Below are 25,493 nucleotides of genomic sequence, written 5' to 3'. Positions count from 1 at the left end.
TCCCCCGCGCTCGATAAAAACCTACGTTTTCGACAACAAAAGCAAAGAGTGCTCACTCAACCGTGGCTTTGCTTAACATCAGCGCGGCCTCCGTCCGGTTCTTGACCCCGAGCTTGCGGAAGATCGCCTTGAGGTGAACCTGCACAGTCGCATCGCTGATGGAAAATTCGTTCGCGATTTCCTTGTTGCTCTTGCCAAGAGAGACCTGCTGCAGCACCTCGTATTCGCGGGGCAACAGCTTTTCACGAATGAAATTGGCGGAGTTGATGATCGGGGCCTGTAAGAACGCAGAAGGAAGGTATGTTTCCCCCTCGTGCATGAACCGAATAGCATTAATGAGGGACTTCGCCGGTAGTGACTTGGGGATGAAACCTGCGGCGCCTTGGCTCAGCGCCTCCTCGACGATGAGTGGAGAGGTGTTGCCCGTCAGGATGGCGACGCGATCGGCCTGAGCCACTCCCCGATCCTTGGACAGTTTCCGGCGTGATCTAAGCTACTCTCTGCTCCTGCTGATCGGGTTGGGTTTCGTCTCTACTCAGCCAATAGACCACGGCCGGTGGCTTGCCGCCAAGGGCGGAGTGGGGGCGCCTTCGGTTGTAGAACTCGATCCACTCTCTGACGCCGGCCTTCGCTTCTGATCCGGTCTCCCAGGCGTGCAGGTAGACGCATTCGTATTTCAGGCTCCGCCAGAGCCGTTCCACGAAGATGTTGTCGAGGAACCGGCCCTTGCCGTCCATCGAGATGCGCACGCCGGATCGGCGCAACCGGTCGGTCCAGGCGAAGGGCGTGAACTGCGAGCCCTGATCGGTGTTCATGATCTCGGGCGGGCCGAAGCGGTGGATCGCTTCGTTCAGCGCCTCGACGCAGAACTCCGCTTCCAACGTATTCGAGATCCGCCAGGCCAGCACCTTGCGGGTCTGCCAGTCCATGATGGCGACCAGATACAGGAACCCGCGCCGCATCGGCAGATATGTGATGTCCGCGGCCCAGACCTGGTTGGGTCGGGTCACGCGTAGCCTTCTCAGCAGATAGGGATAGGTCTTGTGCCCCTTCGCAGCCTTGCTTGTATTGGGTTTCTGGTAGATCGGCATCAGGCCCATCAGCCGCATCAGCCGACGGATGCGCTTCTCGTTCACCAGGTGGCCCTCGTTGCGCAGATGCTAGGTCATTTCCCGCACCCCGAAGAACGGCGTTTCCAGGAACTGCTCGTCAATCTTGCGCATCAACATCAAGTTCAGCGCCGTCTCGCCCTTGGGCTGGTAGTAGAACGAGGACCGCGAGATCGACAGCAACTCGCACTGCTTGCCAATCGACAGATCGGGATTGGCAGGCTCAACCATCTTCCGCCTCACTTGCCGGTCCACGGCTTGAGCTTTCTGGACAAAAAATCGTTGGCCACGGCCAGCTCCCCGATCTTGGCGTGCAATTCCTTGACCTGCTCCTCGTCGATCTCCGGGGCCTTCCTGCCGCCCCGTGCGAATACGCCAGACGCGCCCTCCAAAAGAGCCTTCTTCCACGCGTGGATCATCGTCGGATGTACCCCGAACCGGCTCGCCAGCTCGGCCACCGTCTGCTCACCCTTCAGCGCTTCAAGCGCCACCTTCGCCTTGAACTCAGGCGCATGCTGCTTCCGTTTCGACATCTCTGATCTCCTTCTCGTCGAAGATCAGCAGACCGCAAATCGTAGCCTACGTCAGTGTCCGAATTTCGGGGGGTAGCTCACCAATGGCCGATCCCCTGCATTGACATAGACGGTAATGTTGTCCGCGATCGGTCGGATGCGCGGCAACATGCGTTCAAAAATGCCGAAATCCATGTCGGGTGCCAGAAGCACAACTTCGTCAATACGCGTTTCCGGCGCGCGACTGGCGACATCGTAGAGTGCCAGAACCACACCCCGCGCGCCGAGGCTGTGACCGACCACGTCAATGACACCTCCGCCGAAGCGAGCCTCGAGTTCGATAATGGCGTCGGCAATGTCGGGTACGCTCCAGTAGAGATCTGCTTCGTCATGGGTGTAATAGGCCAATGATCCGTCGGACGGCCAACTGAACCACAGAAAACGCCCCTCGATATTGGCGTTCTGCTGAAGCAAGGCGGCCCGGCGACATCCCTTTTCGAAACCAATATAGTACCCATGAACGTAGAGCGCGGGTGCGGGGGTGTCCGCTCCCCTTGGCCAACTTCCAAGGATGTCCGCGGGGTCGGACAGTTCGATGTTTTCGACACTCAGGAACTCTTCGCGGATAAAGGACGGCGCCGCATCTGCAAGTGATGACAGGCCTTGGAGATCAAGCTCGCGCACGTGGCATCGCCCGGCGCTCATCGCGCTGCGCTCATCCCCGAAAAGCTCGCCCGGTTCGTCGGCCTCAGTCAAATTGCGCAGGGTCAGGAATGGCACCTCGCCAGCGTACAGGTCGGCTTGCGCGCTCGACGGTTCGGGCATGGCCAGCATGGTTGTCGCGATGACCATGCACACGCCTCGCATTCCGCGCGCTCCTGCAAAAAAATCATGCATGCTATTCTCCTCGACAGGCGCATCGACGTAACCTTGGCGTTGCGGGGTGGGCTTTGCCAACATTCTCCGCATCCCGTCGAACTTGCAGGAGGTCGTGATGCTGGCAAATACCTTTTCCCGCATGATCGGTCCTGTCTCGGTGCCATGTGTTTTGTTGGGCCTTGTCTTTTTCGCGGCATCTCTGACGCCCTCGCTGATCCCACGCGGCCCTGAAACGCAGAGTGTGCTCGGCGGCTTGCTGACGGCGCTTGGCTATCTCGCAGGAAAGGTCGTTGCGCTGCCGTGGCGGGCGGCCGACTTGCCTGAGCTGAAAGGCCGTCCCGCGCGCATCGCGACATGGATTGTTTCAATCTTTGTCCTGATCCTGTTTACGTGGGTTCTTGGGTCGAGCCTGACATGGCAGAACGATCTGCGCGAGAAGATGGGTATGGAGCTGGCGGACGGTCTGTACCTTGCACGCATCGTGACGATCGCTCTCGCAACCTTTGCCGCTTGCTTCTTTGTCGGGCGCCTGGTTGCCTCGCTCTTTCGCCTGATCAGACAGCGGTTTTATCGCATCATGCCGCCCCGACGTGCCAATGTGTTGGGCTTTGTCACGGTCGTTGCACTGCTGTTCGTCATCACGCGCGACGGCATTCTGGACCGGGTCATCCTCGGCCTCGATGAGAGCTACGAGGCCGCGCAGGCGCTATTCGATCAAGCCCCCCCGCCTCCGAATGACCCGATGACGGTCGGCAGCGCCGCGTCGCTGATCGATTGGGGGGGGATCGGCACACCGGGGCGTGATTTCATCACCACGGGGCCGGATGCAGAGGTGATCTCGGCCTTCACGGGCCGCGACGCCCTCGACCCAATCCGAGTCTATGTTGGCCGCGCGAATGCGGACACGCCATTGGACCGCGCTGAGCTTGCCTTGGCCGAGTTGATCCGCCTCGACGCCTTCCAGCGGGAGGTGCTGATCGTGGCCAGCCCCACCGGCACCGGCTGGATGGACCCCGGCTCGCACGACCCGGTCGAGTACATGCATAACGGCGATATCGCGACAGTGGCGGTGCAGTATTCCTACCTTCAATCCCCCCTTGCCCTGATCCTCGAGACCAATACGGGCCTCGAACAGGCGACCGCCCTACAGGAGGTGGTGCATGGATATTGGCAGACGCTGCCGCCCGATCAGCGGCCACGCCTTTACGTGCATGGCCTCAGCCTTGGGGCGTGGTCGTCCATGCATGCCACCAACCTGTTCCGATTGCTCGACGATCCGATCGACGGCGCCTTCTGGGTCGGCCCACCCTTTCCATCGGCCTTCTGGTCCTATGTTCAGAACCAGCGCAATCCGGGTAGTCCGTGGGTCCTGCCTGAAGTGGGGGACGGATCGTTGGTGCGGTACGCATCGCACACCAGCGACGCGTCCGAGGCCCCGGCCGAGTGGGGGAACATGCGTATCGTGTTCTTGCAGTATTCCAGTGATCCGGTGGTGTTCTACGAACCCGCTTCGCTCTGGCGGGCGCCGCAATGGATGCGCGATCCCCCCGCCGCCGACATGTCCGAGCATTTCGTCTTCATGCCCGTTGTCACTCAGTTTCAGTTGGCCCTGGACATGGCCTTGTCCTTCGGCTCGCCGCCGGGCCACGGGCATGCCTATTATGGCCCAGACTACGTGGGGCCCTGGGTTCAGGTCACAAACCCCGCGAATTGGACCCCCGCCGATACGCAGCGCCTGATCGCCCATTGCGACAACGGGTTTCAGGCCGGGTGTTCGAACGATCTGCGCTAAAGGGTTAGTCTGATGGCTCGACGAAATGCAGCAGCGCATGTCCCTGAACATCCAGCAAGACCAGCCCGCCTCTGTAGCGTGACACGTTACCCAACACGCCGAGGAAGCGGCGTTCGAGGACTTCGACCGCCGGTCGGCAAGCCGCCCGCCATGCAGCGCGCGGCACAGGTTCGCCCGCATCCAGCGCATGGGCCAAGAATTCAGCGAAGGTCTTGGCCAGCGTGACCGCCAGAACCGCACCGAACAGGATCGCCGCAGTCTCGAAGGGGCCTAGGGGTGATCGCCCATGGCCTGCAACGCGACGCAGTCACAAAACTCAAACTACCCGGCCGCAAGCAATACCTTCAATTGCTGACGCCATTCGGGGGCACCTGCCGCGCATGGATTTTCTATTCGGTATCAAAATGATGATCGATTTCATAGTTCGACATCATTGCAGTGGCTTCAAGCCCGACGTCGCGAACACCGCCGGAGATTAAAGACACGGCTCCAAGTGCGAGTGACATGCAAGCCGCGGTCAGAACGATCCAGTCGACCTTAATGGCCCCTGCCTCTCCAGTGACGTACTTGGCGATGTGTTTCATGCGAGGTCCTTCCGCTCAATTCAGTTTGCAGTTCTTCGGGCTGCACGCACCGGCAGCCCTTTGTTCCTTGTTGGCGATCAAATTCGAGGCGGAAAGGGGCGGAAACGTGGCCGCCGCATTGGGCAGAAGCGACCGGATGGGTATCTTTGGTTTTTTCCCAGCTTTCGAAAGAAAATCTTCATTCGATTGCGCGGCAACGAGCAATCCGATCGAAGGCGATGCCCATTGAGATTTGCCCAAATTCAAGAAATTCCAGGGCAAAGAACAGCATAGCCATACTGTTTGATGGGATTATGTCTGCTGAGCAGCTTCTCGGAAGAGAATTCTATACCGCCCCTCGCTCAGATTTCGGTTGCGGTCACGAGGGCGATAATTGCGAGTTCGGCTGCCCTTCGGCGATCTGCATTGGCCTTCGCGGAAAAACAGCCCTCCCTGACGTGGCTTTTTGCCCAAAAAGAGACAGGAGAATACCCCGGTGCAGCGTTGAAGCCTCAAGAGGTCGTCACCGAGGTCCAGTGCTACACTGACTCAGTGCAGTATCGGTTTCCGCCGAAGTGGCAATGTAAACCGATGATTTGTCATCGCTGCGCTGACCGCCAACCCGAGCGCCGGGCGAGAAATCGGCAAGCGCACGCTCACGTCGGCGACCTGGAACCTTTCGCAGCTCATGTCGTGCTCCGGAAACTGGTCGAAGGCCACGGCGACCACGACACCGGGCACGTCGTTTCGAAGTGCTATCAGCCAGTCGATTGCGGTGGCCAGACGCGGGAATACTGCAAGGTCAACGAGCAGTATGGCGCCAGGTGAATCTCCGACATTCGGCGCGCCGCGCACATCTGCGGGTTCGGACGTGGTGCTGCAGCCCTGCGTCGCGTCATCGAGCCAGCCCGCGTGACGCAAGAGGGTGGATCCTTCGGGGACCAACATGACCATGCGTCTTTCGACCGCGTTCGGCCCAAGCAGGTGGGACACCGCGCTCAAAGGCGACGGCGTCTGATGGCAGTCGGATGGTCGAGTGGGTCTGCTGGTGGGGTGGAGCCTGGCGTCAGCGGTCCAGCGGGGCGCCGGCGCCATTATGTCGACCGACGCGCCGCCGCCCATTGCACAGGGCATGGGCTCCATGAAGCCGTGCCCGTCAATTTTCTTGATCATCGCGACAAGTCTTTTCAGCATCGGTGCCCCCGCCTTTCCGCCTCTCAGGAATTCTCTTTTTTTGAAAAGGTGTCACATGCCCCACGAACTGACCAACCGCACGGAAGTCAGTCGCATTGCGAAAAGGTTTACCAGGGCAAACTTTCGATAAATGGGCGCGGATGAATGGAGAGGCGACAGGGGCGCGTCTGCGCGATCACTCGGACGCGACCGAGATGCTTTTTGCCTCACCCGCCGCATTCTGGTGACCACCTGGGTCGCCGCGTGACAGATCCCGAAGCACCTCGTCAACGGTATGGACCTCAAGGGTCAGCGACGACAGAAGCGTCCGCAGCGCTTGGGTGTCCGTCGGTTCGGCGGCATCCGCCATACGTTCGAGATCCTGAAGCAGTCTTCCCAGATCGGACAGCCCCAACATCAGGGCCGACCCCGCCGCGGAATGGGCCTTGTCGGCCGTGGTCGGGTCTTTGGCACGCGCCGCAGCGATAGCAGCCCGGGCCCCGGCGCAGACATCCGACGCAAGCGCGAAACCGACCTTGTCACCGATCAGGTCAAGCGCGTCGCGCAGGGCAACGAGGGCCCGATGCCGCGCCTCGTCGCTCATGTCGGGGACCGCGACATCCGCGTGTCCTGCCGTACGGTGTTCTTCGAGATGGCGCGCGAGGTCTTTCTTGCCGAACGGCTTGATCAATACGGAGGTCATGCCCGAACCTCGGTAGGCCTCGGACGACGTGAAATCCACATGTGCCGTGATCCCGATAATCACGGCGTCGCGGGAGGCACCGCCACGGCGAATGATCTCGGTGGCTTCGACACCGTCCATAACGGGCATCCGGACATCCATCAGGATCAACCCATAGCGACGGGTTCGGGCCATCTCCACGGCCTCCGCGCCCGAAACGCAGCACTGCGTGGCAATGCCCATTTGCTCCAACATCCGCGCGACCAGTGCGCAGTTTACCGGATTGTCGTCAACGACAAGCGCGCGGGAATACATGGGCTGGCGGGGCGTCCGTTTCGCCGTGACGGTCTCCCCATCGCGGCGATCGGCTTGTGGCGCAGCGGACGCGCCGACTTCCACGAAGGGGATCGTGAACCGGAAACACGCGCCTTGCCCGACTTCGCTGTCGACCTCGATCCTGCCACGCATGCGTGCCACGTCCTGTTTCACGATCGAAAGCCCGAGACCGAAACCCGGGTTGGCGGCGGCCTGGTGGGTGGCCTCGCTCTGTTCGAACGGATCGAAGATTTTTTCCCAGTCCTTTCTTTCAATGCCGGGGCCAGTGTCGCGCACTTCCGTCAGCAGCTCACGCGCCTCTGCTCCGCGGGTGGGACGATTTTCAAGCCGGATCGTGATGTGCCCGCCGGACGTGAACTTGACCGCATTGCCGACGAGGTTGAATACCGTGCGCGCGTAGGCCTTGGGCTGACCAGAAATCCTCGTCCGGTCTTCCAGGCCATGCAGGTCGAGAGAAATGACGTTGCCCTCCAGACGCGCCAGGGGTTCCATCTCGGCGATTATCGAGCGGACGGCTGCGACCGGGTCGAACGGTGCCGGGGCCTCGTTGTCGCCTTCGCTGCGGATCGCATCCAGCGCGTAGTCGATCTGCGTCAGCGCCCTTTCGCTGCAACTCTTCGCCGTGGCGAGCAGAGATGATGTCTCGTCGTCAAACTCGCCGTTGCGCAGAAGGTCGAGGGACGCGACCACACCGTGCAGCGGAGTCCGCAGCTCATGGCTCATGGTCGCGAGGAACCGACCCTTGGCATCGGAATGCTCGCGCGCCTCGTGCAACGCCACGCGCAGCCGTTCTTCGAACTCGAACCGTTCGGTGATGTCGCGCACGAAGACAAAGATGCGCAGGGCCTCGTCATACGCGGCCTCTGCACGCAAGGCGACGGAAGCCTTGAAGACCTCGCCGTCGGAACGCAGCCCCTCGAACTGGATGGGACCAAGGCCGCCGCTTTCTCCGGCGCGCACCTGAGCGAGTGCCTCTGCCATGCCCATGCGATATCGGCGCATCCGAAAAGCCGGAACAACCGTTTCCTCAAGAAGCTTTCCTTCTAGTTCGCCCGGATCATAGCCGAAGATCTCGCGAGCCGTCGGGTTGCTCAGGAGGATCCGGCCATCGGCATCACAGACAAGCACCCCCTCCTGCGCCCCTTCGAAAGCCTTGTTGACCAAGGCCTGCGCCTGGAGCGTCTCTTCCGCCTGTCTGCGGATCAGTCCCAGAAGGCGCAGGGCAAGGCTTGCCGAGACCAGCGTAAGAACGAGGAGGAGGACAGCTTGCCCCAGGAATGACCGAAGCAGCCGCTGTTCCTCGAGCCTGGCGGCTTCGGCACGAGAGACAAGCGCGTGAAGCGCGCCAACCGTCAATTCCCGGATATCGACCTCGAACGCGATGACATTGGAATAGAGCGCGTCGAGGGCGGCGATGTCACCCGCCGTGATGGCATCGACCGCATCGGCGGTGAGATCACGGAATGTCAGCAATTGATCGAGGCGCGCCCGGAATTCGTCTTCGAATTCGGACCGCCTGAGGGTGGCGTTGAAGGCGGTGATGCGGCTGTAGAAGATGTCAAACTCGAGCCGCATTTCGCTGTCCGTCCGCTGGATCGACAGCGGCGGGCCGCTTTGAAAGGCATCCCTCGCATCTCGCAACGCGAACAGAAAATCCTGATAATCCGTCTCGAGTTGCGACACGTTCCAGGCGCGATTGTCGCCTTCGGCCTCGCGCACGGCCCTGAGGTTCTGCTCAAGGCGCCATGCGCCATGGGCGAGGCCGATCAAACTCAACACCAGAAGGCCGACCAGCAGGTAGGCCACGGCATGGGGACGCCAGCCCGTTGCGTTGGAGATGCCTGCCCGGCCTTCCACGATCAAAGAGCCTCGATATGCCGTAGCTGCCAGACACTGATCGCAAAGATCGTTTCGGCGCGATACCGCGGTGCGGCGTCAAAGGGGAACACCACCCAGAGCGGTCCCTTGTCACGGACGCTGAACGTCGCGCCGTTCATCCGGTTGGCGATGATGGGCACGTCCTCCTCGATCTGTTCAATGTCGATCAGCACGGCATAGTCGTTGAGCGCCGTGAGCCGGATCTGCCGCACGCTGTCCTCCATGCCTGCCGCCGCAAGAACGCTCGCAAGAGAAGGGCCGGAGAACTCCGGCACCCCCACCGTCCAGATCGTGGACGTCTGGAAGGAGTGCTGGGGCAGATCGGCGAGATCGGCGTCGGTGAAGTGAACGGGCATGGCGCCGGGCGCGGGCACGACCGTCAGGATTGTGTCCGGCGGTGCCTCTGCCTGCTGTGCGGTGGCCCCGCCCCCCTGGAGGGCGAGCGCACCCGCAGCCGCTATCGCGAGAAGCACGGCCCGGCGGGTGTTTGAATAGGTGTATCGCATTCTCAAGCTGTTTCTCACTTCCCCAATGCCAAACAAATCTGTCAAAGGTATGAGCTGCATATCTTTCGTCGGTTCCATCCACCCATAAGGATGGATGCCGCCCAATGGGCATGCCTTCTCCTTTTCTTTGCCAGAAATGCTTCTAATTTGACACCCGTGCGCTGTTTTCGGCAGGGACCGGCGTGGCATCCTGTCGATGGCGGCCAGTCGAAGATCGCGCCGCCGTTCCCATACGGGGTGCGCCAAGTACAGCGGAGAAACTGCGCGCTATGAAGCTGATCATCGCCGACGACCATCTTCTTCTTGGGCAGGCGGTAGAAGCCGCCCTGGCGAAGACCGGCGACTACGAGGTGACGCTGGTCGAAGCGTTGCAGGGCCTCCTTGCAAAGCTTTCGACGGCGGCATTCGATATTATCATGCTGGACCTCAAGATGCCGGGTATGGCCGGGCTGGCCTCGGTCAAGGCGGTGCTCGATGCCGCCGGAGGAGCGTCCGTCGTTCTCTTCACGGGAAGCCTCGATTCCAGGTTCCTGTCGGATTGCGTGTCGCTTGGTGTGCGTGGCTACATTCCCAAGACCATGCCCTTGAGGTCCCTCGACAGTGCGCTGCACCTGATCCAGTCGGGCCAGACATTTATCCCGGTGAAACCGGATGGCGAGCCAAAGGCTGCGATGGCCAGCAAGGGACAGGAAGATCTTACGAAGCGTGAACTGCACATCCTGCGGCTGGCGGCCGACGGCATGACGAACAAGGAGATCGCCCGGGACATCTCCATCACCGAGGTGACGGTGAAAATGCACATGCGCAACATCTGCCGAAAACTTGGCGCGCGGAACCGGGCGCATGCTGCAATCATCAGCCGCGAACTCATGCTGATCTGATCCGCCCGATCGATAACCGGTAGGTTGTATAAGCTTTGACTACCCTCGTCATGAGTTGGCCTCTCTGACAAGATTTTCAGGAGGACGCGCTTAGGGAACTGATGGAACGCCGTCTGCGTCCGATCATCGCTGGGGCTTTCATCGGCGGGCGACATAATTTTTGGGGGCTATATACCTAACTAGCCATTTTTCTATTTCGCGACTTGGCTAGTTAAGTTACACAGGTCCATAAGGAGCCTGCATCATGTCGAACCCAGAAACGCTTTCCACCTTTGAGTTCTTCCAGAAGTTCCCAAACGAGGAAGCCGCGCGCAAATTCTTCGAAGCAAAGCGTTGGGGCGACGAGCCTGTCTGTGGTCACTGTGGTTCGGTCAGCGTGACCGAGTGCAAGGACCACAAGCCCATGCCGTATCGCTGCAAGGACTGCCGAAAGCATTTCAGCGTCCGCACCGGCACTGTGCTGGCCGAAAGCCGCCTTCCCCTGCAAAAGTGGCTTCTGGCAATCTACATGCTCACCAGCGCCCGCAAGGGCATCCCTAGCACGCAGATGGCCCGTGAATTGGGCGTCACCCAGAAGACCGCATGGTTTCTTGCGCAGCGCATTCGTGAGACTTGGCTGAAAGACCGCGACGATCATATGGACGGTCAGATGCAGGTTGATGAGACCTATGTGGGCGGGCGTGAAAAGAACAAACACGCCAACAAGAAACTTCGGGCGGGCCGTGGCGTAGTCGGCAAAACTGCTGTGGTTGGCGTCCGCGATCAAAATGGCGCAGTTCGTGCAGTAGTGGTCGAGAACACCAAAGCACCTAAGCTGGAAAAGTTTGTTCGCGATCACTGCAAGAGCGGCGCGACCATCGTGACCGACACACATGGCGGCTACATTGGTCTTTCTGCGGCGGGCTACAAGCATATCCGCGTGAACCATTCGGCTGGCGAATACATCCGCGACATGGCTCACACCAATGGCATCGAAAGCTTCTGGTCGCTGCTCAAGCGCGGCTACATCGGCATCTATCACTACATGAGCGCCAAGCACTTGCATCGCTACGTGAAGGAGTTCTCCTTCCGTCACAACACAGCGCAGTTCGGCACTATGGATTTCATCGAAATGACCATCGACCGCATGGTTAATAAGCGGCTGACCTACAGGAGCCTAATTAATGCCTGAGAAGAAGAACCTGATTGAGCCAATTCCCGACGCGTTCGAGAGTGTCGCAGACGCCATGCTAGGAAAACTCAAGTCGAACATGCGCAAGACGGTCGCGGGGGCACCTCACACTCCGATTCAAATCGGCGAAACCGAAATTGAGTGCTATGTGCTTGACGATGAAACACGAGTGCTGACCCAAGCGACATTCTTGGAGGCTATGGGCAGGCACCGAAAAGCCAACGTGAGGAAAGAAGGGGGTGAAGAGCAGCTTCCTGCAATCCTGCAGGGAAAATCAATTAAGCCATTTATTTCAAAAGAACTTTTGGAGAAGAGCCGCCCCATTCATTTTCATCTTCCGTCAGGTGCGGTAGCAAGTGGATACCGCGCGGAAATCCTGCCGATGGTTTGCGAGGTATTTCTTCAAGCGCGCGACGCGGATGTGCTTCCCCATAATCAACGGCACATTGCCCAGAAGGCCGAAGTGCTTGTCAGGGCACTTGCACAAGTTGGCATCATTGCCCTGGTAGACGAAGCCACAGGCTACCAACTTGACCGATCCCATCAGGCCCTTCGGATATTGCTATCGAAGTACATTGCCGAGGGATTGCAAAAGTGGATTCAAACCTTTCCTGCCGCGTTCTTTGGCGAGTTGGACAGGCTTTATGGAAACGACACTAGCCACGGCAAGCGCCCGCAGTACTATGGCAAGTTCATCAACAAGTATGTCTATGAACCTCTCGAAAATGGTTACGTCAAAAAGGAACTTGACCGCCTAAACATCACAGACGAAGGCAAGCGGCGCGCCCGTTTTCACCAGTGGCTCAATCAGGATGGCCGGAACATGCTGATTCACCAGATCGGACGTGTTCAAGGGTTGATGGAGATGTGCACTGATATTGAGCATTTTAAGGCAGCGGCAAAGAAGCAAAAAACCGTCTCTATTGCACCATTCTTGTTTGACGAAATGAATAAAATTATTGAATAGGTCGAAATTGGCTAAGAAATATCTGTTTGCCGACGAAGCTGGTTGCTTCACGTTCAAGCGCGGCCAGAACATATCTGACTACTTCATAATCTGCACCGTTACCTTGTCAGACTTGAGCGTTGCCGCAGATTTAGTGAGGCTGCGGCGAAAAATGGTTTGGGGTAAAGAGCCTGTCTCGGACTATTTTCATGCGACTACCGACAAGCAGGAGATCCGAGATCAAGTATTTGATGTGATCCGCCGGCACGAGGTAAGTATTCAGGCCACAATTTGCGAGAAGGCGAAGGCGCATCCGAAAATCACAACCAGCAAAGCGCGGTTCTATAAGTATCCGTGGTTTTACCAGTTCAAACACGCCATCGCTCCGCAACTCGGTGACGGAGACAACCTCTTGGTGACAGCGGCATCCATCGGGACGAAGAAGGAACGAATGACGTTCTGCAGAGAGCTCAATGATGTAATGTCGCAGACCGTCAGTGCAAACTGGGCGGTGGATTTCAGGCCATCCCAGTGTGATCCATGCCTACAGGTCGCAGACTACTGCGCTTGGGCGATCCAGAGGAAATGGGAACGACAGGATCAAAGGTCTTATGACTTGATCAAGCACCAGATAACTTACGAGTACGATCTCTGGTCACACGGGACGACGCTGTACTATTGATGGGCAGCCCGCCATATCGGCGATCTTGGCTATCACGAGGAGGCCCAGGGGCCGTTCACCAAGCAAAGGCTGCTACGCTATCGAATAGCACGTAGATGCCCCGGCTTCAAGAACCGACCGCTTGGCTAGTTAAGTATATAGCCCCCTAATTTTTGGCAACATAAATGTCGGTCGCCAGTCCTTCTTGCGTAGCTTCAGATGGATCAGCACGCGGATCATGTCACTGCCTTTGGTCCTTCATGCGATGCGCAGCGAAGGTCTGCTTTCCGCCCATCTCAACGGTGGCCCGCACCACGGTTGCCGGTCCGTGACACTTTTGGATCGCGAACGATGCACTGGTGCCGGGCCTTCAATTGCAAAATGCGTTAGCCACGGCCCAACTGCTGGCGAAGCGACTGCGGCAGGCTCCCGTCGGTGACGAAGTCCGCCCAGTCCTGCATCAACTCTGCCCGTTCCTCAATGAGGTCGTCGCGCATGTACGCTTCTTCAAGCTTCGTTTGCACATGCGCCAGCGAGAACTCGATCGCGTCGAAGTCATACCCTTTCGCCCGCCTAGACCACGTTTTGAAGTTTGCACGAAACCCGTGACCGGTGAGTTCAGGGTCAAACCGTTTCACAAGGTTGAGGATCGTATTCTCGCTGAAGGATCCGCTTTTCGTACTCGGTTTCGCAAAAACCAGTTTCTTTCCACCAGTCAGGAAGCTTGCGTTTTCCAGCACCCGGGTTGCTTGATGGCTCAATGGGACCCGATGAGGAAGGCGGGATTTCATCAGGCGCGCATCCGTATTCCAGATACGCTGGGCGGCGTCGATCAAGGCCCATTCCGCAAAACGAACCTCATTGGTCCGTTTGCCCGTCAGCACCAAGAGTTGTGTTGCAAGGCGGGTCGTCTCGTCACAACGCACCTCTTCAAGCCATTGCCAGAATTCTTGTACTCGCCCGAGCGGTAAGGCGGCATGGTGTTTCGTACGATGACGTGTGTATCCGAATGCGGTGCGCGTGCAAAATACCGCCGGGTTCGCGATCTCAAGCCTGTACTTGATCCGCGCCCGCTCGATGATTTCTCTCAGTCTTGCAAGGGTCCGGGAAGCCGTCGTGTTCTTGGCGTGCCAGATTGGCGCCAACGTCTCGATAATGTCGTACATGTGAATCGTGGACACGGGCATATCTCCAAGAGTGGGCAGAACGTAGGCCGCGATGGTGTTCCAGTTTTGGTCGATGTGCTTGCCGCTACTGAGGGATTTGCGTTTGTTCTCGAACCATTCCTTGGCCGCCTCGCGCAAAAGCAAGTCAGATCCATCTGGCGGCAGGTCCGCGTCGTTCGGATGGTGGCCAGAGCGCGAAAGGTTCGCAGCACTTCCCATCGTTTCCGGCCCGCCCACGCATTCGCCCTTCATGACGCCCCGGATGTCGTCAATAGTCTTCCCTTCATCTGCCATCGCCCGCACTTGCGCTGCCATCCCACGGGCCGCTTTCAGACTAAGTTCAGGGTAAGCACCCAGGGTGATCCAGCCGCGAGACTTGCTGCCTGGCGCCCGGGCGACCTGAACCTGAAATCTTTTGGAACCGTTCGGAAAGAGCCGTAGATAAAGGCCGCCTCCATCGCTCAACCGTTCCTTTTCAATTCCAAAACGGGCGGCTTCGATTTGCTTCACCGTCAATGCCATTGGTCGGATCTCCTTGTGCTACCTTGCTGTCGAAAAGGTAGCAAATGGCGATGGCCTGCCAGACTCCGCCATAAGACGGATTGGAACGCCATGATCCAGAAAGGAAAAGTAAATCAATTGGCTAGCGGGTTTTCATGAAGCGGCACGAACCACGCTGATACCATCCTTTGCCTTTCACCTCCTCCGCCACTGCGTCCGTTTCATTTCCCGGTAAAAAAATCCCAAGAATTTTGCGCGCCTTTCCAGACGCTTGTGAGGCGGCTGAGTTTGGACGGTGAGCCGTCGCCCCTCGCTGCCTGGTGACCTGAGATGAACGAGGGGCATTGATTGATAGACCCGAAGGTTTTGGTCCTTTCTGCGGTGCTGGTTATAAGTGCCTTTCATGCGGCGGCATTCTTTTTCTCTGCTATGCCCGCGGCCAAGCCAGACAGGAGGAGAGCATGGACAGGACATCTCACCGGATCGGAGGGCTCGCTTGCGCCGCCGTCCTGTGCATTGCGGCCAGCGCGGCTGAGGCGGCCTGTAGCATGAGCGATGCGGAGTTTCGGGCCCTGCCAGAGCGCGCTGCCTTGGTCCTGCAATGGCAGGAGCGCATGTCGGCCAAGAATGGCCCCGAGATGATGGGGGCTCTGCTCGGCGCGCAGCGGGTGCATGTCGGTGACGATCTCCACAGGCAGGACGTGTTCGACTGCCTTTTCGAGCGGTTCGAACAGATGTTCGCCCTCGAGATGCTCGAGTTCATGGGCGGTATCGGATCCGGTGACGGCGAGTTGGCCGCCGATCGCTTCCGCGCCGCGGCCTTCGGGTTGCTGAGTGGCGCTGAACTTCTGGCCTTGGGCATCGATCCCGACATGTCTGTGGAGTCGATCTTCGCCGACCCGACGGTAGCTGTGGGCATCCTGGATGCCGCGGCGGTCTGTGCTGGCAACGGCCTGCCCGCGGGCTGTACCCTCTCCGAAAATAGTCTGTCCATTGCGCTCGGCGACACCGGTGTGGTCGAGGGGCAGGGGCGCATCACGCTGGTTCGCCCGGGCACAGACGGCCAGCCCGGCGGCAGCGCGACGGCCTGCGCCGATTGGGTCATCACCTCGGAGCTGACCTTGATTGGTCGCAGGCTGGATGACGGCACCGGTCTGACCGGCCGCGCGGCGGGCGATCTGTCGGTGGTCAGCCATGTTGCCGGGGAACTTGGGGCCTCCTGCACGCCCTTCACGCGCGATGTTCCGATGTCCGGCACCTGGACGGCCGAGATCGACGCGGCCGGCCTGACCGGGGAGTTTGTCATGCCGGGGGCCCAGGGCACCGCTGCGGTGCCGTTTGCACTGTCCTGGCGGGAGGGGGGATAGACCCGGCATACCCGCGGTAGCGGTGCCGATCTGTTTCGGTCTTACATCACGAGAGCACGCTTTTCCGCGCGCTCACGACGCTTAAAGGGACCGCGGAGTGGCATCACAGGGGGGGCGGCCCAAGATAGGTGGTCGTGTCCGCGCTGCTGCCGGGCGTTGAATTGTGGGGGCGCGCAAACCCAATGATCCGTCGCGCCTTATTGTCGGCGTCCTCGCGCGGACAGCGGGTCGCACACTTTACCTCGGACGTGCGCGATCTGTCGGGCCTGTTCGAGACCGTCATCGAGCAGTCCGGCATAGCGATCCGACCGGTGCGGATGCCGGTCTGCTCAGGGTTTTCCAAAGCGCGCTTTATCAGAGTATATCTGGGGAGATGATGGAGTTGACTTGACGCCTTGGCGCCACGCGAGATCGTCGGTCAGATGATGCTCGGACCGATCCTGCGGAGTGGCAGGTGATGGTGTTCGGCAGCTCCACCCACGTCATACGCAACGTTGTTGTCCGCTTTAGCCTGGATTTGCCGAAATGACTGCCGAGATAACCGCCGAGAGTGACGTGATCCGCGTCGAGAACCGCGACGGGGTCGCGATCGTCACCATCGACAACCCGCCTGTGAATGCGGGCAGCCTCGCGGTGCGCGAGGGGCTCCTGGCGGCGATCGGGCGGGCCTCGGGCGATGACACGCTTTCGGGCGTCGTCCTGATCGGGGCGGGGCGGACCTTCATCGCCGGGGCCGATATCCGCGAATTCGGCGCGCCCCTTGCTGCGCCGCAATTGCCCGACGTGATCGCCGCGATCGAGGCCTGCCCGCATCCCGTCGCCGCCGCGATCCATGGCGCGGCGCTCGGCGGGGGCTACGAATTGGCCCTCGGCTGCGACCTGCGCATTGCCGCGCCCCGCGCGGTCGTGGGTCTGCCCGAGGTCACGCTGGGGATCGTGCCGGGGGCGGGCGGCACCCAACGCCTGCCGCGGCTTGTGGGCGTTGCCAAATCCATCGGGCTCATCGCAGGCGGCACGCGGGTTCCGGCGCAACAGGCGCTGGACCTTGGCATGATCGACGCCATCGCCGACAGTGACGCGCCGGATGACCTGATCGCGGCCGCCATCTCGGCGATCCGGGCCGCCCCAACCAAACGCATCCTCCGGGATCTGCCGGTGCCCGTGGATACACCGGACGAAATCGACGCCGCCGAGGCCTCGGCGCTCAAACGCGGCAAGGGGCGCCCGAACCTGCGCGAGGCGATCCGCCTGACCCGCCTGTCGGCGGACACGGATGCGGACACGGCCCTGGCCGAGGAACGGCGCGTGTTCCAGCAGTTGCGGGGCGAGGAGGATGCCTATGCCCTGCGCCACCTGTTTTTCGCCGAACGCGTCGCCGGACGGATCGACGGGCTGGAAGCGCGGCCAATGGCGATCACCCGCATCGGCATCGTCGGCGGCGGCACGATGGGGCAGGGGATTGCCCGCGCGGCGTTGAAGGCCGGTCTGCCCGTCACGCTGGTCGAACGCGATGCCGAGGCTGCCCGCGCATCGGCCATGGCGGTCGCGGACAACTTGCAGGGGCAGGTGCAGAAAGGCCGCATCGCGCCGGACGAGGCGCAGCGCCGCCTCGATGCACTGACATCCAGTGCTTCACGCGCCGATCTTTCGGACTGCGACGTGGTGATCGAGGCGGTGTTCGAGGACATGCAGATCAAGAAGGACCTGCTGGCCGATCTGGAACACCACATTAGGCCCGATGCGATCCTCGCCACGAACACCTCCTATCTTGATATCGACGAGATGGCAGCAGGGGTGTCCCATCGGGCGCGCGTGCTGGGCCTGCATTTCTTCGCGCCCGCCGACGTGATGCGGTTGCTGGAAATCGTCCGGGCCGACGCGACCGATGACAGCGCGCTGGCCACGGCCCTGTCGCTGACCAAGCGCCTTGGCAAGCAGCCCGTCGTCGCGCGGGTGGCCGAGGGGTTCATCGGCAACCGGATCTACGCCGCCTATCGCCGCCATGCCGAGTTCCTGGTCGAGGATGGCGCGACCCCGCAGGCCGTCGATGCCGCCGCCACCGGGTTCGGCTTCGCCATGGGGCCGCTTGCGGTGAGCGACCTGTCCGGCCTCGACATCGCATGGAAAACGCGCCAGCGCCTGGCCGCCACGCGCGACCCGAAGGAACGCTACTGCACCATCCCCGACCGTCTTTGCGAGGCCGGACGGCTTGGCCGCAAGACGGGCGGTGGCTGGCATGACTACCCTTCGGGCCGCGCCGAGCCATCCGAGACGACGGCCCGGATCATGGCCGAGGCCCGCGCGGCGGCCGGTGTGACCCCGCGCGATATTCCTGTTGAAGAAATCGAGGCGCGGCTGCTGGGGGCAATCCTGAACGAAGCGGCGCTGGTCCTTGAAGAGGGCATCGCGCAACGGCCGGGCGATATCGACGTGGCGCTTGTGCATGGCTTCGGCTTTCCACGTTGGCGGGGCGGGCCGATCTGGTGGGGCTCGGGCCAGTCCGAGGCCAAGATCGCTGGCATGCTCGACGCGGTCGCCAGGGCGGCGGGCAAGACCTTCCGCAGGGGACCGGTCGAAGACATGCTGGCCCCGTTCCGGGCCGAGCGGGCCGAGAACGAGAAAAGGAAACGCGGCGATGCCTGAGGCCTTCATCTGCGACTACATCCGCACACCCATCGGGCGCTATGGTGGGGCCCTGTCCTCGGTGCGCGCCGATGATCTGGCCGCGATCCCGATCCGCGCGCTGATGGAGCGCAACGCCGGCTTGGACTGGGCCGCCGTGGAGGAGGTGATCCTCGGCTGCGCCAACCAGGCGGGAGAGGACAACCGCAATGTCGCGCGCATGGCCGCGCTTCTGGCCGGTTTGCCGGTCGAGGTTCCGGGCAGCACGATCAACCGGCTTTGCGGCTCCGGCATGGACGCCGTGATGACGGCGGCGCGCGCGATCCGGGCGGGCGAGATCGACCTGGCCATCGCGGGCGGGGTCGAAAGCATGTCGCGCGCGCCCTTCGTCATGCCGAAGGCCGAAAGCGCCTTTTCCCGCGCGGCCGAGATCCATGACACGACGATCGGCTGGCGCTTCGTGAACCCGGTCATGAAGGCCCAATACGGCGTCGATTCGATGCCCGAGACGGCCGAGAACGTGGCTGAGGACTTCGCCGTCAGCCGCGCCGATCAGGACGCGTTCGCGCTCCGCTCGCAGCAAAAGGCCGGGGCGGCGATGGCCAGTGGACGCCTCGCGCGGGAAATCACCCCGGTGAGCATCCCGCAGCGGCGGGGCGATCCGGTGCTTGTCGACGCCGACGAGCATCCACGCCCCGACACCACGGCAGAGTCGCTCGCCAAGCTCAAGGCCCCCTTCCGCGCCGGGGGGACGGTCACGGCGGGCAATGCCTCGGGCGTCAATGACGGGGCGGCGGCCTTGATCATCGCCTCCGAGGCGGCGGCGAAAGCCCACGGCCTGACGCCCATCGCGCGCATCCTTGGCGGTGCGACGGCAGGCGTTCCGCCGCGCATCATGGGCATCGGGCCTGCGCCAGCCTCGAAAAAGCTGATGGCGCGCCTCGGTCTTGGCGCGGACCAGTTCGACGTGATCGAGCTGAACGAGGCCTTCGCCAGCCAGGGGCTTGCCACGCTCCGTGACCTCGGCATCGCAGATGACGACCCGCGGGTGAACCCGAACGGCGGGGCCATCGCGCTTGGCCATCCCCTTGGCATGTCTGGCGCGCGGCTTGTCGGCACGGCGGCGTTGGAGCTGTCGCTTACCGGCGGCACCATGGCGCTCGCCACCATGTGCATTGGCGTGGGCCAGGGCATCGCCACGGCGCTGGAGCGGGTCTGACCGGGGCGGGTGGCGGGTTGCGCGCCCCCTGCGCGGCACAACTGTCCGGGCGGAGGCGCGGTCGATGAACCCTCGCAACACCCAAGCGACGTTCCGTTCAAGGCGCCGGGCCTACGCCCCTTGCCGCGACAAGTAATCGGCCGCCGATTTGACGGTTGATATCGCGGGGTAATCCTTTTCAGGAATGTCGATGCCCAGACGTTCGCTCAGGGCGGTGACGAGATTGAGGATATCCATCGAATCCAGTTCCAGGTCGTCCTGAATATGGTCGTTGTCGCCCACGGTTTCGGGGTCGATGTCCGGCGCGATACGGCAGAGTTCCTCGAGGAAAACCGCCCGGTAATCAGGTGAGGTCATAGGGTCTCCGGCTTTTGAATGAGGGTTTCGAAGGCCGCGATGAAGCGGGCGACCTTGCGCCCGTCGCTGACGCGGTGATCCGCGGATATGGTCAGCGTCACGACGTGGCGTGGCACCACGGCCCCGTCGACCACCCATGGGCGCAGTTGCGGCGCGCCGATTCCGACAAGCGCGACCTGCGGCGGGAAGATGACACCGGTCATGGCCTCGGCCCCGCTTTCGCCGAGGCTTGAGATGGTGATCGTGCCTTGCGTCATTTCCGAGCCGCGCAGCCGACCGGCGCGGGCACGTCCGACAAGGTCGCGCATCCCTGCCATGGTCTCCTCCAGCGTCATGGACACGGCATCGATGAGGGCAGGCGCAACCAGGCCGCCACCGCGCAGCGCGATGGCGACGCCGGCATTCACCGCGGGTGACAGGACAAAGCCCTGCTCGTCAAGGTAGTGGCCGTTCATTTCCGGAACCTTGGTAGCGGCCAACACCGTGGCGCGGACGAACAGCGCGCCAAGCAGGATGCGGTCCTCGGGCGGACATCCCGCGTTCCGGCGTTCGAGGAAGGCGATCGCGGGGTCCACGTCGATGGTCTGGGACAGGTAGAAATGCGGGATGGTGCGCTTCGCGCGGGTCATGGCGGCGGCGATGGCCTTGCGCATTTCCGCTATAGGCGACGCCTTCGTGTCGCGCGCGCCACTGGTCGCGTGCTCCACGTCGGCGAACAGGATCGCCCCGCCGGGTCCGCTCCCGGTCAGGGTGGCCAGGTCGATGCCATGCGCCTCGGCCAGTTGCCGCGCGGCGGGTGATGCGCGCCTGGGGCCGGGGGCAGCGGGTGGCGCGGTCGGCACGGGACTCGGCTGACGGACAGACGCCGGTGGCGACTGCGGCGCGGGTTTGGCCTCGGGGGGCTCCGTGGTCGCCGGTGCGACGTCCGGTTCTGCCGCGCGGGCTTTGGCGTTTTCTGGCGCGGGCGGAGACGGGGCGGGCGCTCCGGGTCTCGCGCCTGGGGCTTCTCCCTCGGCCAGCACCGTGGCAAGCGGCGCGCCCACGGAAAGCTCACTTCCGAGGTCAGCCAGCAACTCCGTTACCGTGCCATCCTTGAAGATCTCGATCTCGATCGCGCCTTTCTGGGTTTCGACCACCGCCACGACATCGCCGCGTCTGACCGTGTCGCCCGGCTTCACTAGCCATTCGACCAGCCGTCCGGCCTCCATGTCCGCACCGAGGGACGGCATTGTGAAGACGCTCATGTCAGCGCCCCATCTGCGCGCGGGCGGCGGCGACGATCTTTTCGACCTGCGGTATCGCGGCCTGTTCGAGATGCGCGGGGTAGGGGATCGGGACCTCCTCCGAGCAGACGCGGGCGACGGGCCCGTCGAGGAACCAGAACCCCTGTTCCATGATCCGCGCCATGATCTCGGCGGAAAGCGAGCCGCTGCGCCAGCCCTCGTCGACGATCACCGAGCGCCGGGTTTTCTCCAACGATGCCAGAATGGTCGCGTCATCAAGGGGGCGCAGGCTGCGCAGGTCGATCACCTCGGCCTCGATCCCGTCCTTCGCCAGCGCCTCCGCCGCCTCCAGCGTTTTGAAAAGCGACCCGCCATAGGTGATGAGGCTGAGGTCCTTCCCCGTGCGTCGTACCGCGGCCTTCGAGATGTCGACCGGTCCGGCGGCCTCGTCGATCTGACCGCTCATGTTGTAGAGCATCACGTTCTCGAAGATCAGCACCGGGTCGGGATCCTCCAGCGCGGTCCAGAGCATCCCCCTTGCATCCTCGAGCGTTGCGGGCGCCAGCACCTTCAGCCCGGGGATATGCGCATACCACCCTTCCAGCGAATGCGAATGCTGCGCGGCAAGCTGCTTGCCCGCGCCCGTGGCCATGCGGATTACCAACGGCACCCCGAACTGCCCGCCCGACATATGCCGGATCGTAGCGGCCGTGTTAATGATCTGGTCGAGCGCGAGAAGGCTGAAGTTCACCGTCATCAGCTCCACGATGGGCCGCATGCCCGCCGCCGCCGCGCCGATGCCCGCGCCCGTGAACCCGGATTCGCTCAGGGGCGTGTCCCGGATGCGGTCTTCGCCGAACTCGGCCATCAGACCCTTGGAGACCGCGTAGCATCCACCATAGGCGCCCACGTCCTCGCCCATCAGGAACACCCGTTCGTCGCGCAGCATCGCGTCGCGGATGCCTTGCTTGACCGCTTCGCGATAGGTCGTCTCCACCATCTTTCCGGCGGGGTCAGGCGGCGCTGGTGGTGCAGGCTGCGGTCCGAGGACGTGGTGCTCCAACGTCTCGACCGGTTCCCAACTGCCGCGTTCGGCGAAGTCGACGGCCTCGGCAATTTCGGCGGCCACCTGCGCCTCGATCACGTCGACGTCGGATTGGTGGATCAGCCCGTTCTCCAGCAGCCAGCCCTGGAATCGCACGATGGGGCCCCTGGCCCGCCACGCGGCCACCTCGTCCTTGTCGCGGTAAAGCTGGGCGTCGAACATCGAATGCGCGCGGAACCGGTAGGTGTTGCATTCAAGGAAATGCGGCCGTCCCGTTTCGCGGATGCGGGCAATCGCGCGGCGCGCGGCAACCTCCACAGCGACCACGTCCATACCGTCCACGCGCTCGGCCTCGATGCCGTAGGCTTGGGCCTTATGGAAAATCTCGGTCTCGGATTCCGTCCGTGCGATGGCCGAGCCCATGGCGTAGCCATTGTTTTCGCAGACGAACAGCACCGGCAGATCCCAGAGTTCGGCAAGGTTCAGCGTCTCGTGGAATTCTCCTTCGGCCACCGCACCTTCCCCGAAGAAACAGGCGGTGACATTCGCCGCGCCCTGCATCCGGTCGGCAAGCGCGAGACCACCGGCAAGCGGCAGGCCCCCGCCCACGATGGCATTCCCGCCATAGAAGTTGGTTGCCGCGTCGAAGATATGCATCGATCCGCCGCGCCCGCCCGAGCACCCCTCGGCCTTGCCGAACATCTCGGCCATGACGGTCGTCATAGGGACGCCGCGCGCTAGCGCGTGGCCGTGTTCGCGATAGGTTGCAACGATGCGATCCGTCTCGCGGAGCGCCGGGATCACGCTTGCCGCGATCGCCTCCTCCCCGTCATAGAGATGCAGGAAACCTCGGATCTTTTCCTGGGTGTAAAGCTCGGCGCATTTGTCCTCGAAGCGGCGGATGCGGATCATCTGGCGCAGCAGGTCCAGCACGTGCGCCCGGTCGAGGCGGGGCTTGTCGATCGCACTCATGTCTCGTCGGTCTCCAGTGTGGAAATATCCCCCTCGGGCAGGCCCAGCTCGCGCGCCTTCAGCAGGCGGCGCATGATTTTGCCCGAGCGGGTCTTGGGCAGCGTCTTGCGGAACACCACTTCGCGCGGCGCGACGGCGGGGCCGAGCTTTTTCCGTGCATGTCCGCGGATGTCGCGTTCCAGCGCCTCGGAAGGGTCGAAGCCGGGGTTCAGCGTGATATAGGCCTTCACCACCTCGCCCGCTGTCTCGTCCGGCACGCCGATCACGCCCGCCTCGGCGACGGCGTCATGCTCGATCAGCGCGCTTTCCACCTCGAACGGCCCGATCAGGTGGCCGGAGCTCTTGATCAGGTCGTCGGCACGGCCCACGAACCAGAAGTAGCCATCGGCGTCCCGCATCGCGAGGTCGCCAGACAGATACCATCCGTCGACAAAGCACTTGTCGTAGCGCGCCTGCTCGTGGAGGTAGGCGCGCATCATCGAGGGCCAGCCAGGACGCAGCGCAAGCTCGCCGATCTCGCCGGGGCCAAGTTCCCTGACCGCACCATCCACGCGCTCGACGATGCCCGCCGTGATGCCCGGCAGCGGCTTGCCCATCGAGCCCGGCTTCACCTCCATGCCCGGCTGATTGGCGATCATGATGCCGCCCGTCTCGGTCTGCCACCAGTTGTCGTGGAAGGGCTGGCCGAAGACCTTTTCGCTCCAGACGACGGCCTCGGGGTTCAGGGGTTCGCCGACCGAAGCCAAGAACCTCAGCGACGAGAAGTCGAAGGGCTTGGCCACCTCCGCGCCTTCGCGCATCATCATGCGGATCGCGGTTGGGGCAGAATACCAGACCTCCACGCGCTCGTCCTGCACGGTCGAATACCAGCGTTCGAGGTCGAACTCGGCCTCGTCGATCAGCATCGTCGCGCGGTTCACGAGCGGTGAGATGATCCCGTAAGAGGTGCCGGTGACCCAACCCGGGTCGGCGGTGCACCAGTATTTGACCCCGGGTTCCAGGCCAAGCGCCTTGCGCCCCGAATAGGCATGGTAGAGGACCGCGTTGTGGACGTGCACCGCGCCTTTCGGTTTTCCAGTGGTGCCGGAGGTGAAATGGATCAGCGCCGGGTCCTCGGGCCGTGTGGCCACCGTGTCGAAGGCGGGCGACGCCGCCGCCAGGGCAGGCCCAAGCGCGACACAGCCCTCCGGCGCCGTGTCGCCAAGGATCAGGACAAGCTTCAGGGTCTCGATCTCATGCGCCCAAGCCGCGACCTTGCGTCGGTATATCCCTTCCGTCGTCACCAGCACATTCGCGCCGCCGATCTCCATGCGGGTGCGGACGGGTTCCGGCCCGAAGGCGGAGAAGAGCGGCGTGAACACCAGTCCGGCCTTCAACGTCCCGAGTGCGGCGGCATAGATCTCGGGCACACGGCCGGCCATCACGAAGACCTTGTCGCCGGGGTGCAGCCCGTGGTCCGTCAGAACATTGGCAAAGCGGTTCGCCTCGGCCAGCAGATCTGCATAGAGCAGGTCGCGCCGCGTGCCGTTCTTCCCAAGCCATCGGATCGCAAGGTCGCCGCCATGGCCCGCGGCCACATGCCGGTCCAGCGCCTCATGCGCGATGTTGATGCCTCCCTTCCATCCGTCGATGAAGCGTTGGGCCTCGGCCCAGACCTCCGAGGATGTATCGGCTTGCGTCGCCGGCACTCCGGCACCCGAACTGGCACCGGGCAGCGGCATTTCGCTGTCCCGTATCATCGGTGTATCCTCCCGCCGACAGTGTGTGCATGGCGGTGACGGGGCGACATGACTCAGGTCAAACTCCGTTGCAATAACAATGAGCCGTCCCCAAAGGCGGCTTTGGCTGTCGCGTGCCGGGGTGGCGTTGGCTGCGGGGGACAGGAACGAAACGGCAGGCGGAACCTTGGCCCCCTCGCGCATGCGCGTATCC

Annotated in this window: 22 protein-coding genes and 1 pseudogene; 10 read left to right on the top strand and 13 right to left on the bottom strand. The window is 62.3% G+C overall.

Annotated elements, in window-relative coordinates; all coding sequences use genetic code 11:
• Positions 1–52: 52 nt before the first annotated feature.
• From KUV65_RS06620 to KUV65_RS06610, 3 genes and pseudogenes are all read right to left on the bottom strand, one after another.
• Positions 53–457, bottom strand: a complete 405-nt coding sequence (locus KUV65_RS06620) for a response regulator transcription factor (protein WP_222188695.1) — start codon at positions 455–457, stop codon at positions 53–55.
• A 31-nt stretch (positions 458–488) separates the two neighbouring features.
• Positions 489–1,642: pseudogene (locus KUV65_RS06615) on the bottom strand (IS3 family transposase).
• Positions 1,643–1,693: 51 nt separating this feature from the next.
• A complete protein-coding gene (locus KUV65_RS06610; RefSeq protein ID WP_222188694.1) occupies positions 1,694–2,641 on the bottom strand; it encodes an alpha/beta hydrolase in 948 nt (315 codons plus the stop codon).
• On the opposite strand from KUV65_RS06610, the gene KUV65_RS06605 reads away from it, so the two are divergent.
• On the top strand, positions 2,616–4,292 hold the full coding sequence (locus KUV65_RS06605) for an alpha/beta hydrolase (RefSeq protein ID WP_222188692.1): 1,677 nt from the start codon (positions 2,616–2,618) through the stop codon (positions 4,290–4,292). The genes KUV65_RS06610 and KUV65_RS06605 overlap by 26 nt on opposite strands.
• Positions 4,293–4,296: 4 nt before the next feature.
• On the opposite strand, the gene KUV65_RS06600 is transcribed toward KUV65_RS06605, so the two are convergent.
• Together KUV65_RS06600 and KUV65_RS06595 are read right to left on the bottom strand one after the other, a co-directional pair.
• Entirely contained in the window at positions 4,297–4,488 is a 192-nt protein-coding gene (locus KUV65_RS06600; RefSeq protein WP_222188690.1) for an META domain-containing protein, read from the bottom strand.
• Positions 4,489–4,681: 193 nt separating this feature from the next.
• Positions 4,682–4,876 carry a hypothetical protein gene (locus KUV65_RS06595; protein WP_222188688.1) on the bottom strand — a complete coding sequence of 65 codons (195 nt, stop codon included), beginning with the start codon at positions 4,874–4,876 and terminating at the stop codon, positions 4,682–4,684.
• Here KUV65_RS06595 and KUV65_RS06590 point away from each other — a divergent pair.
• Positions 4,875–5,105, top strand: a complete 231-nt coding sequence (locus KUV65_RS06590; RefSeq protein ID WP_222188686.1) for a hypothetical protein — start codon at positions 4,875–4,877, stop codon at positions 5,103–5,105. The two genes, KUV65_RS06595 and KUV65_RS06590, sit on opposite strands and share 2 nt — an antisense overlap.
• 299 nt (positions 5,106–5,404) lie before the next feature.
• Here KUV65_RS06590 and KUV65_RS06585 read toward each other — a convergent pair whose 3' ends face one another.
• The 3 genes from KUV65_RS06585 to KUV65_RS06575 all read right to left on the bottom strand — a co-directional run bounded on the left by KUV65_RS06585 (position 5,405) and on the right by KUV65_RS06575 (position 9,430).
• Positions 5,405–6,049: a hypothetical protein gene (locus KUV65_RS06585; protein ID WP_222188684.1), complete on the bottom strand. Its 645-nt coding sequence runs from the start codon at positions 6,047–6,049 to the stop codon at positions 5,405–5,407.
• Between the two features lie 175 nt (positions 6,050–6,224).
• A complete protein-coding gene (locus KUV65_RS06580; RefSeq protein WP_222188682.1) occupies positions 6,225–8,765 on the bottom strand; it encodes a hybrid sensor histidine kinase/response regulator in 2,541 nt (846 codons plus the stop codon).
• 140 nt (positions 8,766–8,905) lie between these two features.
• Positions 8,906–9,430, bottom strand: coding sequence for a molybdopterin-dependent oxidoreductase (locus tag KUV65_RS06575; protein ID WP_222188680.1), 525 nt, complete (start codon positions 9,428–9,430; stop codon positions 8,906–8,908).
• Positions 9,431–9,699: 269 nt separating this feature from the next.
• Here KUV65_RS06575 and KUV65_RS06570 point away from each other — a divergent pair, with 269 nt between their 5' ends.
• The 4 genes from KUV65_RS06570 to KUV65_RS06555 all read left to right on the top strand — a co-directional run bounded on the left by KUV65_RS06570 (position 9,700) and on the right by KUV65_RS06555 (position 13,110).
• A complete protein-coding gene (locus tag KUV65_RS06570) occupies positions 9,700–10,311 on the top strand; it encodes a LuxR C-terminal-related transcriptional regulator (protein WP_222188678.1) in 612 nt (203 codons plus the stop codon).
• Between the two features lie 244 nt (positions 10,312–10,555).
• Positions 10,556–11,482: an IS1595 family transposase gene (locus KUV65_RS06565; RefSeq protein WP_222188676.1), complete on the top strand. Its 927-nt coding sequence runs from the start codon at positions 10,556–10,558 to the stop codon at positions 11,480–11,482.
• Complete coding sequence (locus KUV65_RS06560) at positions 11,475–12,449, top strand: P63C domain-containing protein (RefSeq protein WP_222188674.1); 975 nt, start codon at positions 11,475–11,477, stop codon at positions 12,447–12,449. The genes KUV65_RS06565 and KUV65_RS06560 overlap by 8 nt, the downstream gene beginning before the upstream one ends.
• Positions 12,450–12,456: 7 nt before the next feature.
• On the top strand, positions 12,457–13,110 hold the full coding sequence (locus KUV65_RS06555) for a DUF3800 domain-containing protein (protein WP_222188672.1): 654 nt from the start codon (positions 12,457–12,459) through the stop codon (positions 13,108–13,110).
• A 365-nt stretch (positions 13,111–13,475) separates the two neighbouring features.
• Here the strand turns inward: KUV65_RS06555 and KUV65_RS06550 are convergent, their stop codons facing one another.
• Positions 13,476–14,777, bottom strand: coding sequence for a tyrosine-type recombinase/integrase (locus KUV65_RS06550; protein ID WP_222188670.1), 1,302 nt, complete (start codon positions 14,775–14,777; stop codon positions 13,476–13,478).
• 440 nt (positions 14,778–15,217) lie between these two features.
• On the opposite strand from KUV65_RS06550, the gene KUV65_RS06545 reads away from it, so the two are divergent.
• From KUV65_RS06545 to pcaF, 4 genes are all read left to right on the top strand, one after another.
• A complete protein-coding gene (locus tag KUV65_RS06545) occupies positions 15,218–16,123 on the top strand; it encodes a hypothetical protein (RefSeq protein ID WP_222188668.1) in 906 nt (301 codons plus the stop codon).
• Between the two features lie 134 nt (positions 16,124–16,257).
• Entirely contained in the window at positions 16,258–16,500 is a 243-nt protein-coding gene (locus tag KUV65_RS06540; RefSeq protein WP_222188666.1) for a hypothetical protein, read from the top strand.
• Between the two features lie 148 nt (positions 16,501–16,648).
• Complete coding sequence (locus KUV65_RS06535; protein ID WP_222188664.1) at positions 16,649–18,766, top strand: 3-hydroxyacyl-CoA dehydrogenase NAD-binding domain-containing protein; 2,118 nt, start codon at positions 16,649–16,651, stop codon at positions 18,764–18,766.
• Entirely contained in the window at positions 18,759–19,964 is a 1,206-nt protein-coding gene (gene pcaF, locus KUV65_RS06530) for a 3-oxoadipyl-CoA thiolase (RefSeq protein WP_222188662.1), read from the top strand. Before KUV65_RS06535 ends, pcaF begins: the two co-directional genes overlap by 8 nt.
• 111 nt (positions 19,965–20,075) lie before the next feature.
• On the opposite strand, the gene KUV65_RS06525 is transcribed toward pcaF, so the two are convergent.
• The 4 genes from KUV65_RS06525 to acsA are packed head-to-tail and all read right to left on the bottom strand — an operon-like array spanning position 20,076 to position 25,300.
• On the bottom strand, positions 20,076–20,321 hold the full coding sequence (locus KUV65_RS06525) for an acyl carrier protein (RefSeq protein WP_222188661.1): 246 nt from the start codon (positions 20,319–20,321) through the stop codon (positions 20,076–20,078).
• On the bottom strand, positions 20,318–21,565 hold the full coding sequence (locus tag KUV65_RS06520) for a dihydrolipoamide acetyltransferase family protein (protein ID WP_222188660.1): 1,248 nt from the start codon (positions 21,563–21,565) through the stop codon (positions 20,318–20,320). Before KUV65_RS06520 ends, KUV65_RS06525 begins: the two co-directional genes overlap by 4 nt.
• Before the next feature lies 1 nt (position 21,566).
• Positions 21,567–23,561 (bottom strand): pyruvate dehydrogenase (acetyl-transferring) E1 component subunit alpha, encoded by a 1,995-nt coding sequence (gene pdhA / locus KUV65_RS18085; protein WP_261331604.1) that lies wholly within the window; start codon positions 23,559–23,561, stop codon positions 21,567–21,569.
• A complete protein-coding gene (gene acsA, locus KUV65_RS06505) occupies positions 23,558–25,300 on the bottom strand; it encodes an acetate--CoA ligase (RefSeq protein WP_222188659.1) in 1,743 nt (580 codons plus the stop codon). Before acsA ends, pdhA begins: the two co-directional genes overlap by 4 nt.
• Positions 25,301–25,493: the final 193 nt, after the last annotated feature.

This window comes from Maritalea mobilis (genome assembly GCF_019800885.1).
Taxonomy (GTDB): Bacteria; Pseudomonadota; Alphaproteobacteria; order Rhodobacterales; family Rhodobacteraceae; genus Roseibacterium; species Roseibacterium beibuensis.
This window is presented reverse-complemented; position numbering and strand designations above follow the sequence as displayed.